Here is a 17,726-nt window from a genome sequence, read left to right as displayed (position 1 = left end):
CTACCTGCTTTCCATTTTCAAGTACGCTCTTCCAATCCCTGATCAGACCGTAGCGACTGCTTTTAACATGGCCAGTGCATCGGCAGTTTCCTGCACATCATGCACCCTTAAAATTTGCGCACCAGACTGCGCCAACAGAACGGCAAGTGCAAGACTGGCTGACAGTCTTTGCCCTTCTGTATTACTCAATACCGAACCAATAAATGACTTGCGCGATACACCGGCAAGAAGTGGGAACCCAAGTTCGTGCAGCTCCGCAAAACGCCGGATCAGCTCAAAGTTCTGCGGTGGTGTTTTCCCAAACATACCGGCACCAAAGCCAGGGTCCAGAATAATATTCTCCCGTCGCACACCGGCAGACTCACAAGCCACAACCCGCTCAAGAAGGTATTCACCGACAGATAAAACAACATCTGCATATTCAGGCTCAACACCCTGCGCCGGCTGCTCAACCAGTGAATGCATAAGAATAACCGGCACCTGCAACATAACCGCCGCATCCAGAGCTCCGGGGAGGGACAGCGCACGAACATCATTGATAATCCCCGCGCCGGCAGCAACCGCCTCACGCATAACATCGGGGGAACTGGTATCAATGGAGATGATGACATCCGACTCACGGCGCAAAGCCTCGATGACCGGTACAACCCGATCAATCTCTTCCTGAGTTGTCACCTTGTGCGCATTGGGGCGCGTTGACTCTCCGCCGATATCGACAATTCTGGCACCGGCAGCAATCATCTCCCGGGCATGAATCAGAGCCCGCTCCAACGTATTGTAACGGCCACCATCAGAGAAGGAGTCGGGCGTAACATTGAGGATGCCCATAATCTGGGGCACAGAGAGATCGAGCTCTCGCCCGGCACACAGCTTTAGCAAATCAGACGGTCTCTGCATTCGTTTCCACACTTGCACCAGCCGAGGCATAACTCATTGGCAGCCTCGGGCAACAAAATCACGCAAGTATACCCGCAAAACGAATAAAGACGCAGGTTGACCTTACAGGAAGTCTTAAAAGCGAGGAGTGAACTACATAAAGCAACAGCAAACCGAAGAAACCGGGAGCCAAAACACAACTCCCGGCATTCACATTTTTACCGCAGACCGCGCTCATAGAGGATTTGGGTTGTCAGCGCCGGATAGTCACCAATAACACCATCCGCCCCCATATCAAGCGCTCTTTCAATATCCTTACGGCTATTGGTGGTCCAGATATGTACTTTGACATTCTTGCTCTGCAGGAAGCTTACAAACGGTTTTGAAGCGATAGCCAGAGGAACCTGCGCAGCCTCATACTTCGGCTTTACAAAACGCCCAAAGCCAAAGAACCAACCTGCAGCCGCATCTGAAATCTCAGTTGAGAAAGCACTGGTAGGCACAGAGCCCTGCACAATCTCTCTGAATCTCTTCATGGGCTTCTTATTGAAACTGGCCACAACAATTCGGTCAGTCAGCTCCAGACGCTCAATCTCTGCCACCATCAGCTCGGCAACCTGAGTATTGTTGGGCTTCATTTCAACATTCAGACGAAATTCTGGATAGCGTAGGGCCACATCCTCAAGAGTCAGAAATTGCAGTCCCTGCCCGCGCCACGGATACGTCTTGCCACCATCGGTAGAAAATTCATGTCCGGCATCAAGTGCACGAATATCTGTCAGCGTCATATCCGCAACCTTCTGATTTACGCCGGCTGTCGCCTTAAAGTTGTCATCATGATGAACCAGCAGCTGACCATCGGCCGTTACCTGCACATCCATCTCGAGCACATCCGCACCACGAACAATGGCTTCATCAAAGGCGACAGCGGTTGCCTGTGGAAACAAGCCCGACGCGCCCCGGTGAGCCAAATTATGCGGACATGGACAATCAAACGAAGTGGTTTCTGCCCAAGCACCTTGCGCAAAGAACAGCACAACACTCACTAGACTGGCTTTTATTACCTTTATCATTGTTTTTCCTTTTTCTGGTAAGACCAGCCCAATAAGCTAGGCATGCCCTGTGAACAAATAATTATCAATTCATGACAATTACCTCACCAGAAAGGCAGACAAAGAACAACGATACAAGACAGTGGGTAGAGGAAGACTTGAAAGGAATCACTTAAGTGATTTTGAGAAAATGAAAAAGGGAGCCGAAGCTCCCTTTTTAACATCTAACCCTAAGGTTTAGATTTAGTGCTGCCCTGCTGGACCACCAACCGGCTTATCACCTTCCTCATCGGAAGAGTCATCAGCAGAAGGCGCATCAGATTCAGGCTTTTCTTCAGTGGCTTTTACACCACCAGCGCCATTGTCCTTATCCCAGTCTTTAGGTGGACGAGGTTTTTTGCCTTCCATGATGTCGTCGATCTGAGGTGCATCAATGGTTTCATATTCCATCAAGGCATCTTTCATCATTTCCAGCTTGTCACGGTGCTCTTCAAGAATCCTGTAAGCGGTGTCGTAGCAGTGGTCAATGATGGTACGAACTTCTTCATCAATCAGCTTGGCAGTCTCACCGCTCACATTCATATGATGGGAGCCCTGACTCTTACCCAGGAAGACTTCACCTTCTTCCTCAGCGTACAACAGAGGACCAAGCTTCTCGGACAAGCCCCACTTGGTCACCATATTGCGAACCATCTGGGTAGCCTGCTGAATATCATTAGATGCACCAGTGGAGACACCATCTGCACCGTAGAGCAGCTCTTCCGCGATACGGCCACCGTACATGGACGCCACACGGCCAATTAAATAACGACGGCTGTAGCTGACCTTGTCTTCCTCAGGCAGGTACATGGTGACACCCAGCGCCCGACCACGAGGAATGATCGTGACCTTATAAACCGGATCATGCTCTGGCATCAGACGGCCGACAATCGCGTGACCAGCTTCATGATAAGCGGTCATCTCTTTGTCTTTCTCGCTCATCACCATGGACTTACGCTCAGCGCCCATCATGATCTTGTCTTTAGCCTGATCGAATTCCAGCTTGCCGACAGTGCGCTTGTTGGCGCGGGCAGCAAACAGAGCGGCTTCGTTCACCAGGTTGGCCAGATCAGCACCGGAGAAGCCTGGAGTACCACGGGCAACAACACTTGGATCCACATCATCACCACAAGGCACCTTGCGCATGTGAACCTTCAGGATCTGCTCACGACCGCGGATATCCGGCAGCGGCACAACAACCTGACGGTCGAAACGACCAGGACGCAGCAGTGCAGGGTCCAGTACGTCAGGACGGTTAGTCGCAGCGATAACAATAATGCCATCGTTGGCTTCAAAGCCATCCATCTCAACCAACAGCTGGTTCAGGGTCTGTTCACGTTCGTCATGACCACCGCCCAGACCGGCACCGCGGTGACGACCCACCGCATCGATCTCGTCAATAAAGATGATACATGGAGCCTGCTTCTTGGCCTGCTCAAACATATCGCGGACACGGGATGCACCCACACCCACAAACATTTCTACGAAGTCGGAACCGGAGATGGTGAAGAATGGCACCTTGGCCTCACCAGCAATCGCTTTTGCCAGCAGGGTCTTACCAGTACCCGGAGAACCCACCATCAGTACGCCACGAGGAATACGACCACCCAGGCGCTGGAACTTGCTTGGGTCTTTCAGGAAGTCTACGAGCTCCTGAACATCTTCCTTGGCTTCATCTACACCCGCCACATCAGCAAAGGTGGTTTTGATCTGGTCTTCAGACAGCAGGCGCGCTTTGCTCTTACCAAAGCTCATTGGACCGCCTTTGCCGCCACCGCCGCCCTGCATCTGGCGCATGAAGAACATGAACACCGCAATGATGACCAGGATCGGGAAGCTGGCTACCAGCAACTGGGACCAGATACTCTGTTTTTCAATCTCCTTCGCCTGAACCTGAACGCCGCTGCGGAGCATTTCGTCCATCAGCTTATCGTCACGGATAGTCGGAGGAAGATTCACAACGAAGCGTTCGTTGTTGGTGTAGGAACCATTCAGGGTGTAGCCATCGATCAGCACACTGCTAACCTGACCACTTTCCACCTTGGAGACAAAGTCGGAATAGTTAACTTTCTGAGTAGAACTTTGCATGCCGTCGAAGTTTTTAAACACCGTCAGCAGCACCAGGGCGATGATCACCCAGAGAATCAGATTTTTTGCCATATCATTCAAATGTGTACCCTCACCGAGCGCCTTCGGTACTTCGGAAACAGCCAGGAGCTTAAAGCTCTGAGCAAAAAGTCATGCTCTGTACCGGGGATAAAATACCAGAGCGTCCTGTTATTTTTTAGGAGGCAGGCCCGCCGGATTTAAAGCCCTGCGCAGCGAATTTCCCCCATCAAACATTACTACAGAATGGTGTGTAGAAACAGCCTGTAACTGATGTATCTACCTATCCCTGCCATTACAAAATTCTATTACTTATCCATAAAATGATAAGCGTATTTACTGTAAGTGGGGGCAAAATTAACAACTTCAACCCCCAAAATTCTCATCTCTTATCCATCGGCCTGTCAGCCTTTGAATTGACGACCCAGCAGATAGGTTTCACTGGAACGTGAGCGGGAAGCGCCGGGCTTACGGGTAACAACCGTGCCAAAGCTGGTTTTCATATCCCGCAGGTATTCATCAAACCCTTCACCATGGAAGATTTTTACCAGGAAGGTACCACCCGGCTTCAGCACCTGACGGGCCAGATCCAGCGCCAGCTCAACCAGATACATGGCGCGCGGCTGATCGGAAGCCTTCACACCGCTCATATTTGGTGCCATATCCGAGATCACCATATCAACCTGATCGGAACCGATAGCTTCCAGAATCTCTTCCAGCACCGCCTCTTCGGTGAAATCGCCCTGCACAAAGGCCACATCGGCAATCGGTGCCATCGGCAGAATATCGGAGGCAACAATCTTACCCTTTCCGCCAATCTTCTCGGCTACCACCTGAGTCCAGCCACCCGGAGCCGCACCAAGGTCAACCACACTCATGCCCGGACGAAACAGCTTGTCCTTTTCAGCGAGTTCCAGCAGCTTATAACTGGCCCGTGAGCGGTAGCCGTCCTGCTGGGACTGCTGCACATACTGATCATCAAAATGCTCTTTCAGCCAACCCTTACTGCTTTTTGATCTCGCCATAAAAAGAAGCCCTCGTAAATTTGAGGGCATTCTAGCGAAACAGCGAGCCATACCCAATCGGGATAATGCCTCTTGTACTGCTGATAAGTCCTAAATACTGATGAATGTGCTTCGGTCTTACTTAGCGAAGTTCACCAACGGGAAACACTTGAAGAAGCCATTTTCCGCACAGTTGACCAGACCAATCTGCACGCCATCAATATGATCAGTCACATTGACGAAGCCCAGCTGGAAATTGGATTTGGCTGACAGGCTGAAAAAGCCAACATCCGCCATTGTATGACCTTCGGAAAAGTTCACCGCACTGAGATTCAGGCCTTTTACATTATTGGTCAGGTTTACAAACCCCAGATTCAGGCCGGTCGCCTGCCCTTCATTCCAGTTCAGCGCGCTGAAAGAGACACCTTTCATCTCCTGGTTCACCTTGGAAGCACCAAAGAAGATACCCAGATTCAAACCGGTCGTGCGATCAGACTCAGACAAGCCCAGAGCAGAGATATCAATGCCTTTCACTTCATTGACCTGCCCGTGGAGCACAGAGAAGCGTACACCACCCACAGCACTCTGCTCCGGCAGGTTGGTCCCATCCAGAGTGGAAAACATGGCAGGGCTATTTGCAAACACGGAAGACGATACCATCACAGAAGCAACGGCCAGTGCTTTAAAGAGTTTTTTCATAAGGAAGGGAAGCTATACAAAGGAGGGAAAACAGAAAAAAGCGCGGGATTCTACCACCACATTTTCCCGAATATAAAGGGCTATCACGGGAATCGACGCTTGCATCCCCTGCCTGCCACTATAGAATGCGCCACCAGCAAAAATTTACCGGAGAGTCTGCCATGGCGCTGACCAACGAGAAAAAACGTGAATATCGTGCCATCGGGCACACTCTCAAGCCAGTTGTAATGGTGTCTGAAAACGGCCTGACTGACGGCGTTGTTGAAGAGACCCGTCGCGCCCTGAACGACCACGAGCTGATCAAGGTTCGCTTTGCCGTTCTGGACCGTGAAGCGCGCAAAATGCTGATGGATGAACTGTGTGAAGCAACCGGCGCTCTGAACATTCAGACCATTGGCAAGATCGCCCTGATCTTCAAGGCTGCCAAAGAGCCAAACCCGAAGCTTTCCAACCTGCTGCGTTAAACTTCGTTTACACACAGGTACAAAAAAGGCAGCTCAGAGAGCTGCCTTTTTAATGCACTGTCAACAATCAGAGATGCTCGACACTGTCGATCTCATACTCAATCTTGCCGCCAGGCGTGGTAACCACAACCACATCACCTTCTTCCTTGCCGATCAGAGCACGGGCTATCGGTGAGGTGACAGAGATTTTCCCTTCCTTAATAGACGCTTCATCTTCCCCTACGATCTTGTAGGACACTTCAGCGTCATCTTCCGTGTTAATCACAGTCACGGTCACACCAAAAATTACCTTGCCGGTATTTTCGATCTGGGTCACATCAATGATCTGGGAATTGGACAGCTTGGCTTCCAACTCCTGTACACGGCCCTCATTGAAGCTCTGCTGCTCACGGGCTGCGTGATATTCAGCATTTTCTTTGAGGTCGCCCAGTTCACGGGCTTCTGCAATCGCAGCGGCAATGCGCGGGCGATCCTTGCTTTTACGAGTGTGCAACTCCTCGCGGAGGGCCTTTTCGCCCTCTACGGTCATTGGGTAGCGCTGCATTCAGTTATACCTTCGTGTAAATCCTGTAGTCTTCTGACATCGCGCTCCGGCCCAAAGCTGATCGCTTCGGCGACGGCCAGTGCACAAGGCATTGTTGTGGTGTAGAGCACTTTGTTCATCAGAGCTGATCGACGGATTGTAAAGGAATCAGCTATTGCCTGACGACCCTCAGTAGTATTAACCACCAGAGAGATTTCGCCATTTACAATCATATCGACCAGATGAGGGCGCCCTTCCTTCACTTTGCTTACCACTTCTACAGGAATACCCGCATCAGTCAGAACCTTGGCAGTTCCTTGAGTCGCCAGGATCTCAAAGCCACACTTCCGCAGCATTTCTGCCAGCCTCGGTGCCTGCGGCTTATCACGCTCACGCACACTCAGAATCGCCTTACCACCTTCAGGCAGCGCCATCTTCACGGCCAGCTGCGCCTTGGCATAGGCTTCCGGGAAGGTTGCACCAACGCCCATAACCTCACCGGTGGATTTCATTTCAGGGCCAAGAATCGGGTCAACACCCGGGAACTTGTTGAACGGGAACACCGCTTCTTTCACATAGAAGTGCTCAGGAATAATTTCCTGGGTGAAGCCCAGATCCTGCAGCGTTGAGCCCGCCATAACCCGTGCAGCCAGCTTGGCCAGAGAGACACCGATCGCCTTGGATACAAATGGCACTGTACGGGAGGCGCGAGGGTTCACCTCGATTACGTAGATCTCGCCATCCTGAATCGCCATCTGCACATTCATCAGACCAACCACGCCCAGCTCCAGCGCCATCGCCTTACACTGCTCACGGATAGTGTCCTGAACATCCATCGGCAGACTGTAAGGCGGCAGGGAGCAGCCAGAGTCACCGGAGTGAATACCGGCCTGCTCGATATGCTCCATGATCGCGCCGATCACCACATCCTTACCGTCGCAGACAGCATCCACATCAACTTCAACCGCGTGGGTCAGGTAGAAGTCCAGCAGTACAGGGCTTTCGTTGGAAACCTGCACAGCCTCATTCATGTAGCGGTTCAGTTCATCTTCACCGTACACAATTTCCATCGCACGGCCGCCCAGAACATAAGATGGACGCACCACCAGCGGGTAACCAATGGACTTGGCCTTCTCGATAGCTTCATCAATGCTGCGGGCCGTGGCATTCGCCGGCTGCTTGAGGCCCAGCTTTTCAATCATCTGCTGGAAGCGCTCACGGTCTTCCGCCATATCGATGGCTTCAGGGCTGGTACCGATAATTTTTACGCCAGCCTCTTCCAGCGCAAGTGCCAGCTTCAACGGAGTCTGGCCGCCGTACTGAACAATCACACCATCCGGTTGTTCAACATCAACAATGGCCAGTACATCTTCCAGCGTGATTGGCTCGAAGTAGAGGCGGTCGGAGGTGTCATAATCGGTAGAAACAGTTTCCGGATTACAGTTGACCATAATGGTCTCGTAACCATCTTCACGCATCGCCAGCGCCGCGTGTACACAGCAGTAGTCAAACTCGATACCCTGACCGATACGGTTCGGGCCGCCACCGATAACCATGATTTTCTTTTTATCGGATGGGTTGGCCTCACACTCTTCCTCGTAGGTTGAGTACATGTAGGCGGTATCGGAAGCAAACTCAGCGGCACAGGTATCCACACGTTTGAATACCGGACGCAGACCCAGCTGATGACGATGGGCGCGCACCTCACCTTCTAGGGCACCCAGCAAGGCGGAAAGACGCGCATCACTAAAGCCCTTGCGCTTCAGGCTGCGCATAAAGGCGTAATCAATATCGGCCAGTGAACCTTCAGCGACCTTGGCTTCATCCAGCAGCAGATCTTCAATCTGTACAAGGAACCATGGATCGATTTTGGTGAGCTTGAAGATATCAACCAGCGTCATCCCGGAACGGAACGCATCACCGAGGTACCAGATACGCTCGGCTCCTGGAGTAATCAGTTCTTCCTGCAGTTTTGCCACAGCATCCGGATGGGAGAGATCCATCTTTGGATCAAAGCCGGTCGCACCGACTTCCAGGCCTCGCAACGCTTTCTGCATGGACTCCTGGAAAGTCCGACCAATCGCCATGACCTCACCAACAGATTTCATCTGAGTAGTCAGGCGCGCATCAGCCTGCGGGAACTTTTCAAAAGCAAAGCGAGGAATTTTGGTAACAACATAATCGATGGACGGCTCAAACGACGCTGGTGTCACACCACCGGTAATATCGTTTTGCAGTTCATCCAGCGTGTAACCCACAGCCAGCTTGGCCGCAACCTTGGCAATCGGAAAACCAGTAGCCTTGGAAGCCAGAGCGGAAGAACGGGATACCCGCGGGTTCATCTCGATAACAACCATACGACCATCGTCAGGGTTAATACCGAACTGAACATTGGAGCCGCCAGTTTCCACACCAATCTCACGCAGCACCGCCAGAGAGGCGTTACGCATGATCTGGTATTCCTTGTCGGTCAGAGTCTGTGCCGGTGCAACAGTGATGGAATCACCAGTGTGAACACCCATTGGATCAAAGTTTTCGATGGCACAAACAATAATGCAGTTGTCGTTTTTATCTCGGACAACTTCCATCTCGTACTCTTTCCAGCCGATCAGGGATTCATCAATCAGCAATTCATTGGTTGGGGAAAGGTCGAGTCCGCGATTACAGATCTCTTCAAATTCTTCTTTGTTATAGGCGATACCACCGCCGGTTCCGCCCATAGTGAATGAAGGACGAATAATGCAGGGGAAACCAACTTCATTAAGAACGCCGTAGGCCTCTTCCATACTGCGGGCAATACCGGCACGCGGACATTCCAGGCCAATATTTTTCATGGCCACATCGAACTTGCTGCGGTCTTCCGCTTTGTCGATGGTTTCTGCGTTGGCGCCAATCATCTCTACGCCATACTTTTCCAGAACACCATGCTGCTCAAGTGCCAGCGCACAGTTCAGAGCCGTCTGTCCGCCCATGGTTGGCAGAACAGCATCCGGACGCTCTTTCTCGATAATCTTTTCTACAGTTTCCCAACGGATCGGCTCGATGTAGGTGGCATCAGCCATCGCCGGATCAGTCATAATGGTGGCCGGGTTGGAGTTCACCAGAATGACTCTATACCCCTCCTCTCTCAGGGCTTTGCAGGCCTGGGCGCCAGAATAGTCAAATTCACAGGCCTGCCCGATGACGATAGGGCCGGCACCAAGAATCAGAATGCTTTTGATGTCTGTCCGTTTTGCCATGATATGTTCTTCTGCGCTCAGTCTTTCCAATGGCGGCCTGCCTTAAAGAGGATTCAGGCCGCATGCGATACCGTTTTCTTTTAGCGAGGCGCCAGTTCTTTAAAGTAAGTACTTCAAAGTAAGAACTTTAAAGCCGCAACCTCAAAGCGGCTTTTAACGCCGCTCTTCCAGCTCTTTGATAAAGCGATCAAACAGTGGTGCCACATCGTGTGGGCCGGGGCTGGCTTCCGGGTGCCCCTGGAAGCTGAAGGCCGGCACATCTGTACGCTCGATGCCCTGCAGGGAACCATCAAACAGGGATTTATGGGTCGCCTTCAGGTTTTCCGGCAGAGTCGCTTCGGAGACAGCAAAACCATGGTTCTGACTGGTAATCATCACCACATTGTCTTTCAGGTCCTGCACCGGGTGGTTGGCACCGTGATGACCAAACTTCATCTTTTCAGTCTGGGCACCAGAGGCCAGTGCCAACAACTGATGACCAAGGCAGATACCAAAGACCGGCAGCCCGGTGGTTAGAATTTCACGAATGGCTTCAATCGCATAGTCACACGGCTCAGGGTCGCCAGGACCATTGGATAGGAATACGCCATCAGGATTCAGAGCCAGAACATCTTTGGCTGGCGTAGTTGCCGGAACCACGGTCAGACGGCAGCCACGTTCCGCCAGCATGCGCAGGATATTGCGCTTCACACCGAAGTCGTAAGCGACAACATGGTATTTAGCCTGATCGGCACGGTCGGTATGGCTATCAGTTTCCAGATTCCAGACACCTTCCGTCCAGCCATAGCTTTCAGCAGTCGTTACCTCTTTGGCGAGATCCATTCCCTTCAAGCCTGGGAAAGCTCTGGCCAACTCCAGCGCCCGCTCTTCAGAAGCACCAACGCCAGCAACGATAGCGCCGTTCTGAGCACCTTTTTCCCGCAGAATACGCGTGAGACGACGGGTATCGATATCAGCGATAGCGACAATATTGTGGTCTTCAAGGTATTCATTAAGAGGCTGGGAATTACGCCAGTTACTGGCTAAAAGAGGGAGGTCACGAATAACAAGTCCGGCGGACCAGATCTGGCTGGCTTCTTCATCTTCCGGGGTAGTGCCGGTATTGCCGATATGGGGATAAGTAAGGGTCACAATCTGACGAGCATAGGAGGGATCGGTGAGAATCTCCTGATACCCGGTCATTGCCGTATTGAAAACGACTTCTCCGCTGGTTTCGCCGTCACTGCCAATAGCGATACCGTGGAAAATGCTGCCGTCCTCAAGAGCAAGTATGGCCGTCCTGCTCAAAGCGTCCTCCTGCTGCACAACGCTGCTTTGGTTATATTCTTTCCGCAAAAAGGCGAGATGCAACCAAGGTTCCATCTCGCCTTCACAAATCCTTATTTTGTTCGAGCCCCACGAGCTGGTTAAAAAACGACTAACTCGCAAGCAAATTTTACATACGTTATCAGAAAAACAACCTACCGTCGATCGGTTTTTACTTACAACATTTTTCCAGCGAGGATAACCACAGCGCATCAAGGGTATCTATTTCCGCGACATCGAACTGATCTACACATTTCCAGTACTCGCCGTCCTCAACAAAGTAACCAAGCCGGACTTCTTGACTCAGAGCTCGATCAACAATCCCCTGATTAAAAACCAGATCAGGAAAATCACTGGCTTGAGTCAGCTGTTCAAATGATATTTTTGGAAAAACCTGCCGACTGGCTTCAAGACTGGTCAGGTTCAGAACCTGACATCCATCCCGCTGTGCCAAGGCTGAAAAGCGCGCTGACTTAGCCTCCAAGGATCTCAGAGAGATATCTTCCCGCAAAGGGTCAGGCTGGCCGTTACCATAAAAATGTGTATTTCCAGCTTTGGGATACACCATGTCACAGCCAATAAAGCAGATAACCTTAGGCTTTAAAGCTGCCAGCACCCAATAAGCCGCAGTAAATGCCATTGTGCCGCCAGCATAGACAAAACCACCATAAAGGTTCTGCAAGGGAACAAAACCTTCCTCGGTGATTAACTGCTGATTTGCCAGGGGAACAGGCTGGCGCGCTTCAGGAAAGTCTGCAGGGAAAATACAGTGAGTCCAGTCAGGACAGATACGCCAGGCATTATTCACAGCAACCACCTGACTGAAAGCAGAAAGACTCCACTCGCTGACTCGAGAAGCATCCGGAGAGCTACCAATGATCAGAACAACATTCTTGTTATCCGTCAAAGCAGCCCTCTCGGTGTTTGGAGTTGAATTTCCAGATTAGATCAGCGTAACCCCAAAACATCCTGCATATCAAACAGGCCCTTGCCTTTGCCCATCAACCATTTGGCACCGCGTACCGCACCATTGGCATAGGTCGCCCGACTGGCGGAGCGAATGCCTATCTCGACCCGCTCACCTTCTGCGATAAACATGGCATTGTGCTCACCAACAATATCGCCACCGCGAATGGTCGCAAAACCGATAGTATCTTTATCACGGGCACCGGTATGACCTTCACGGCCATATACCGCACATTTACTCAGATCACGCCCCAGGGTTTCCGCAATAATTTCACCCATACGCAAGGCTGTACCGGACGGTGCATCAACCTTATGGCGGTGGTGAGCTTCCACAATTTCAATATCACTCTCATCACCAATCACCCGGGCAGCAGTTTCCAGCAATTTGAAAATCAGGTTCACCCCGACACTCATATTGGCCGCAAAGATAACCGGAATCTCATCACCGGCAGCCTTCAGCTCAGCCTTCTGCTCGTCACTAAAGCCCGTAGTGCCAATCACAATACCTTTGCCATGCTGACGGCAGTACGCAATATGAGCGAGCGTGCTTTCCGGGGAGGTGAAATCAATCAACACATCAAAGTCAGGCGCTTTGGTAATATCATCTACCAACGTCACACCAACCTTGCCAATACCAGCCAGTTCACCGGCATCTGCACCGATCAGAGAACTGCCAGCACGATCCGTCGCAGCGGCAAGAGTAGTTACCTCATCCTGAGAAACAGCCTGAACCAGAGCCTTACCCATTCGCCCTGCTGCACCGGCCACTGCTATTTTCGTCATCATTTATTCTCGTTCGTTTATCGGGATATGGAGCCATTATCGCAGGGCAACACAACACCGCAAGCCTGCAGGGGTTTACACCGTAGAAAACACCTTCAATGACATAAGTTCATGTTAATCTGAGCACCATCCGGCTAATCTGGCCGCAGAATTACTTGTATCAGGTATAAGAACGGCAATGAACATCCTCTCCATTCAGTCGCACGTTGCCTACGGCCATGCCGGAAACGCGTCTGCAGTCTTTCCACTCCAGCGCATGGGCTATGAAGTCTGGCCCGTGTTCACGGTTATGTTCTCAAACCATACCGGTCATGGTGCATGGCGTGGCCCGGTTTTTGGTGCCGATGTCGTGACCGACGTGATTACCGGCATTGAAGATCGCGGGGTTATGTCTGAGTGCAACGCCGTACTATCCGGCTATATGGGCGCCCCGGAACTGGGTGATGCAATCCTTGAGGCTGTGGATAAAGTCAAAGCCGCCAACCCTGAAGCACTCTACTGCTGCGACCCGGTGATTGGCGATTTTGATCGCGGTATCTTTGTCCGTGCCGGCATTCCCGAGTTTTTCCGGGACAAGGTACTGAGGCGTGCTGATATCATCACCCCTAATCATTTCGAGCTGGAATTACTAACCGGCCAGAAGGTCAACACTCTGGAAGATGCCCTGCAGGCCGTACGCTCCCTGCAGGCCATTGGCCCATCCAAGGTTCTGGTGACAAGCCTGATTCGCACCGACGCAGACAGCGGTGTTATCGAAATGCTGGCCGTGGATGAAAACGAAGCCTGGCTGGTTGCTACGCCGCGTCTGGAATTCCCATACCCCGTCAATGGTTCCGGTGATGCGACTGCGGCCGTGTTCTTAGGGAAATATCTGGAAACCAAAGATTTGAAACAATCTCTAGAGCATGTCGCCGGCGCCATCTTTGCTTTGTTTGAGAAGACCTGGGCCACCAAGAGTCGCGAGCTTACTCTGATCGCCTCACAGGATGCCTATGTAAATCCACCTCAACGGTTTACTGCAGAGAAAGTCGTTTAACTTCCCTTTCTGCAATAAAGCAGACAATAAAAAAGCGAGCACTGCGTAAACAGTTGCTCGCTTTTTTGATCCCAGAATTCTTTTACGAGGACATATCGTCAAAGAATTTTTTCACACCATCAAAGAAGCCACGCTTTTGTGGTGAGTGCTTGTGGTCACCTTCAAAGGTGGCCTGCAGTTCATTCAGCAGTTCTTTCTGACGGGAAGTCAGATTCACCGGTGTTTCAACTACAACCTTGCAGATCAGATCACCCTGCGCACCACCGCGCACTGGCTCAACGCCCTTGCCACGCAGGCGGAACATTTTGCCAGTCTGAGTTTCGGCAGGGATCTTCAACTTAACCTTGCCATCCAGAGTCGGCACTTCCATCTCGCCACCCAAGGCAGCGTCAGTGAAAGTAATCGGTACTTCACAGTACAGATGCTTGCCATCACGATGGAAGATCTTGTGTTCGCGCACTTCGACCTGAACGTATAGATCGCCAGCCGGACCACCGTTAACGCCCGCTTCACCTTCGCCGGTCAGACGGATACGATCACCGGTATCCACGCCCTTAGGCACTTTAACGGACAGTGTCTTGTATTCCTGAACACGACCCTGGCCATGACAATCCGGGCAAGGATCCTTGATCATCTTGCCGGTACCATGACAGTCCGGGCAAGTCTGCTGCACAGCAAAGAAGCCCTGCTGCATACGCACCTGCCCCACACCACCACAGGTGGTACAGGTTACTGGAGAAGTTCCCTTCTTGGCGCCGCTGCCATCACAGGTCTTACAGCTAACCAGGGTCGGAATACGAATTTTCTTTTCTACACCACGAACGGCTTCTTCAAGATCCAGTTCGAGGTTGTAACGCAGATCAGCACCACGCTGAACGCTGGAATGGCCGCGACCACTGCCGCCTCCACCGAAGATGTCACCAAAAACATCCCCGAAAATATCACCGAAGTTGCCACCGCCGAAGCCGCCACCAAAGCCACCAGCACCACCCATGTTCGGATCAACACCGGCATGACCGTACTGGTCGTAGGCTGCGCGCTTTTGCGGGTCGGAAAGAATTTCAAAGGCTTCGTTAACTTCTTTGAATTTATCTTCCGCTTCTTTATCTCCCGGGTTCCGGTCAGGATGAAACTTCATCGCCAGACGGCGATAAGCCTTCTTCATCTCTTTGTCGCTGGTGTCACGGGCAACCCCGAGCACCTCGTAATAATCTCTTTTCGACATAACCGTTCTTAAACCTGGGCGAAAACCTTTACAGCAAAACGCGGGAGAATCCCCCCGCGCGTTTCAAATCACGTGTGCAGGAGCTGTGAAAAGCCACCAACTCCTGCCAAGGGAAAGACAGAATTACTTCTTGTCGTCCTTCACTTCTTCAAACTCCGCATCAACAACATCGTCGTCTTTTGCAGAAGATTCTTCACCAGAAGCCTGCTGAGCACCAGCATCGTCAGCCATCTTCTGAGCCAGAGGGCCGGAAGCCTGAATCAGAGCCTGAGTCTTGGCTTCGATCGCGTCCTTGTCGTCACCCTTCAGGGCTTCTTCAAGCTCTTTGATCGCAGCTTCAACAGTGTTCTTCTCGTCTTCAGTGACCTTGTCGCCAGCTTCAGTCAGAGTCTTGCGAGTCGCGTGAACCATGGCGTCGCCCTGGTTACGTGCCTGAGCCAGCTCTTCAAACTTCTTGTCTTCTTCAGCGTTCTTCTCGGCGTCACGAACCATTGCATCGATTTCTTCATCGGACAGACCGGAAGACGCCTTGATAACGATGGACTGCTCTTTGCCGGTGTTCTTGTCCTTGGCGGACACGTTCAGAATACCGTTGGCATCCAGGTCGAAGGACACTTCGATCTGTGGCATGCCACGCTGGGCGGCAGGAATGCCTTCCAGGTTGAACTGACCGAGGGACTTGTTGCCGGAAGCCTGCTTACGCTCACCCTGCAGTACGTGGATAGTTACCGCGGACTGATTGTCTTCTGCAGTGGAGAAGGTCTGGGACTTCTTGGTCGGGATAGTGGTGTTCTTCTCGATCAGAGGAGTCATCACGCCGCCCATGGTTTCGATACCCAGAGTCAGCGGAGTTACGTCCAGCAGCAGAACGTCGGTACGGTCGCCAGACAGTACGCCACCCTGCAGAGCAGCACCCATGGCTACAGCTTCGTCAGGGTTTACGTCGCGACGAGCTTCCTTACCGAACAGCTCAGCAACCTTCTGCTGAACCAGAGGCATACGGGTCTGACCGCCTACCAGGATCACTTCGTTGATCTCGGAAACGCTCAGGTCAGCATCTTTGATCGCCTGACGAACCGGCTCCAGAGAGCGGGCAACCAGGTCTTCTACCAGAGATTCCAGCTTGGCGCGGGTCAGTTTAACGTTCAGGTGCTTAGGACCGGTGGCGTCTGCAGTGATGTAAGGCAGATTCACATCAGTCTGGGTTGCAGAGGACAGCTCGATCTTGGCTTTTTCTGCAGCTTCTTTCAGACGCTGCATGGCCAGAGGGTCGCCAGTCAGGTCGATGCCCTGGTCTTTCTTGAATTCTGCGGCCAGGAATTCGATAACGCGCATATCGAAGTCTTCACCACCCAGGAAGGTGTCACCGTTGGTGGACAGCACTTCAAACTGGTGCTCACCGTCTACGTCAGCGATTTCAATGATGGAGATATCGAAAGTACCACCACCCAGATCGTATACCGCTACAGTCTGATCACCGCCTTTGGCTTTACCCAGACCGTAAGCCAGAGCGGCAGCGGTTGGCTCGTTGATAATACGCTTAACGTCCAGACCTGCGATGCGGCCTGCGTCCTTAGTAGCCTGACGCTGTGCATCGTTGAAGTAAGCCGGTACGGTTACAACCGCTTCGGTAACTGCTTCACCCAGATAGTCTTCTGCAGTCTTCTTCATCTTCTTCAGAATCTCAGCGGAGATCTGAGGAGGAGCCAGCTTGTCGCCTTTAACGTCAACCCAGGCGTCGCCATTGTCGGCCTTGATGATCTTGTAAGGCACCATCTTGATGTCTTTCTGAACTTCGTTGTCTTCAAAACGACGACCGATCAGACGCTTGATGGCGTACAGGGTGTTGTCCGGGTTGGTAACAGCCTGACGCTTGGCCGGCATACCTACCAGAGTCTCACCATCGTTGGTGTAAGCAACAATGGAAGGCGTAGTACGGGCACCTTCTGCGTTCTCAATAACCTTTACGCTGTCACCATCCAGTACAGCTACACAAGAGTTAGTGGTACCCAGGTCGATACCGATAATTTTGCCTTTACTCATCGAAACCCTCTCCGTAAACCTTGCCCGGATGCATATACCGGGATGTAAACCGTGATCAAAGACTGATCAAAAGTTCGTAATCTTTGCCAGTTCCGTGGCAGCTCCGGGATAGCCTGGAGGCCTTACCCATCTGCCTTTCTGGCTGCTTGGCTTGGTATATGGGAACGCACCAAAACCTTTTCAAGGGAGAAATGTTATTTTTTTGTATTTTTTTGCTCTTGCCACCCAGAAAGCCCCTCAAAGGTAGTAAAAAAGCTGATTGGCGGAGGGATTCAGAAGTCTGACTGTTCAGGCAGGTAAGCGGAAAGTGTGGCAGGCCGGCACAATGTCTATCCGGTATGGCTTTGCCAAAAGCAAAAAAAGCAG

At 51.8% G+C, this 17,726-nt stretch carries 14 protein-coding genes; 2 read left to right on the top strand and 12 right to left on the bottom strand.

Annotated elements, in window-relative coordinates; all coding sequences use genetic code 11:
* Positions 1 to 42: 42 nt before the first annotated feature.
* The 5 genes from folP to EHSB41UT_RS00170 all read right to left on the bottom strand — a co-directional run bounded on the left by folP (position 43) and on the right by EHSB41UT_RS00170 (position 5,776).
* The gene (gene folP / locus EHSB41UT_RS00190; protein ID WP_165767101.1) at positions 43 to 897 is read right to left on the bottom strand and encodes a dihydropteroate synthase; all 855 of its coding nucleotides are present in this window, start codon (positions 895 to 897) and stop codon (positions 43 to 45) included.
* 197 nt (positions 898 to 1,094) lie between these two features.
* Positions 1,095 to 1,949 carry a glycerophosphodiester phosphodiesterase family protein gene (locus EHSB41UT_RS00185; RefSeq protein WP_087105732.1) on the bottom strand — a complete coding sequence of 285 codons (855 nt, stop codon included), beginning with the start codon at positions 1,947 to 1,949 and terminating at the stop codon, positions 1,095 to 1,097.
* A 222-nt stretch (positions 1,950 to 2,171) separates the two neighbouring features.
* Entirely contained in the window at positions 2,172 to 4,127 is a 1,956-nt protein-coding gene (ftsH, locus tag EHSB41UT_RS00180; protein WP_087106839.1) for an ATP-dependent zinc metalloprotease FtsH, read from the bottom strand.
* A 350-nt stretch (positions 4,128 to 4,477) separates the two neighbouring features.
* A complete protein-coding gene (gene rlmE / locus EHSB41UT_RS00175) occupies positions 4,478 to 5,098 on the bottom strand; it encodes a 23S rRNA (uridine(2552)-2'-O)-methyltransferase RlmE (RefSeq protein WP_087105731.1) in 621 nt (206 codons plus the stop codon).
* 117 nt (positions 5,099 to 5,215) lie between these two features.
* On the bottom strand, positions 5,216 to 5,776 hold the full coding sequence (locus EHSB41UT_RS00170) for a VC2662 family protein (protein WP_087105730.1): 561 nt from the start codon (positions 5,774 to 5,776) through the stop codon (positions 5,216 to 5,218).
* A gap of 161 nt (positions 5,777 to 5,937) precedes the next feature.
* On the opposite strand from EHSB41UT_RS00170, the gene EHSB41UT_RS00165 reads away from it, so the two are divergent.
* A complete protein-coding gene (locus EHSB41UT_RS00165; protein ID WP_087105729.1) occupies positions 5,938 to 6,240 on the top strand; it encodes a YhbY family RNA-binding protein in 303 nt (100 codons plus the stop codon).
* Positions 6,241 to 6,307: 67 nt separating this feature from the next.
* Here EHSB41UT_RS00165 and greA read toward each other — a convergent pair whose 3' ends face one another.
* From greA to dapB, 5 genes are all read right to left on the bottom strand, one after another.
* Positions 6,308 to 6,784, bottom strand: a complete 477-nt coding sequence (gene greA / locus EHSB41UT_RS00160; RefSeq protein ID WP_087105727.1) for a transcription elongation factor GreA — start codon at positions 6,782 to 6,784, stop codon at positions 6,308 to 6,310.
* Positions 6,766 to 10,002: a carbamoyl-phosphate synthase large subunit gene (carB, locus tag EHSB41UT_RS00155; protein WP_087106837.1), complete on the bottom strand. Its 3,237-nt coding sequence runs from the start codon at positions 10,000 to 10,002 to the stop codon at positions 6,766 to 6,768. Before carB ends, greA begins: the two co-directional genes overlap by 19 nt.
* Positions 10,003 to 10,155: 153 nt before the next feature.
* Entirely contained in the window at positions 10,156 to 11,289 is a 1,134-nt protein-coding gene (gene carA, locus EHSB41UT_RS00150) for a glutamine-hydrolyzing carbamoyl-phosphate synthase small subunit (protein WP_087106835.1), read from the bottom strand.
* A 190-nt stretch (positions 11,290 to 11,479) separates the two neighbouring features.
* Positions 11,480 to 12,214, bottom strand: coding sequence for a hypothetical protein (locus EHSB41UT_RS00145; RefSeq protein WP_087105726.1), 735 nt, complete (start codon positions 12,212 to 12,214; stop codon positions 11,480 to 11,482).
* 41 nt (positions 12,215 to 12,255) lie between these two features.
* On the bottom strand, positions 12,256 to 13,056 hold the full coding sequence (gene dapB / locus EHSB41UT_RS00140) for a 4-hydroxy-tetrahydrodipicolinate reductase (RefSeq protein ID WP_087106833.1): 801 nt from the start codon (positions 13,054 to 13,056) through the stop codon (positions 12,256 to 12,258).
* Between the two features lie 178 nt (positions 13,057 to 13,234).
* On the opposite strand from dapB, the gene pdxY reads away from it, so the two are divergent.
* Entirely contained in the window at positions 13,235 to 14,092 is an 858-nt protein-coding gene (gene pdxY / locus EHSB41UT_RS00135) for a pyridoxal kinase PdxY (RefSeq protein WP_087105724.1), read from the top strand.
* Between the two features lie 82 nt (positions 14,093 to 14,174).
* Here the strand turns inward: pdxY and dnaJ are convergent, their stop codons facing one another.
* A complete protein-coding gene (dnaJ, locus tag EHSB41UT_RS00130; protein WP_087105723.1) occupies positions 14,175 to 15,317 on the bottom strand; it encodes a molecular chaperone DnaJ in 1,143 nt (380 codons plus the stop codon).
* Between the two features lie 123 nt (positions 15,318 to 15,440).
* Positions 15,441 to 17,360, bottom strand: coding sequence for a molecular chaperone DnaK (gene dnaK, locus EHSB41UT_RS00125; protein WP_087105721.1), 1,920 nt, complete (start codon positions 17,358 to 17,360; stop codon positions 15,441 to 15,443).
* Positions 17,361 to 17,726: the final 366 nt, after the last annotated feature.

The sequence above is a fragment of the Parendozoicomonas haliclonae genome (assembly GCF_900174585.1).
Classification (GTDB): Bacteria; Pseudomonadota; Gammaproteobacteria; order Pseudomonadales; family Endozoicomonadaceae; genus Sansalvadorimonas; species Sansalvadorimonas haliclonae.
Note: the sequence above shows the minus strand (reverse complement) of the source record. Positions and strands in the feature narration are given on the sequence as shown.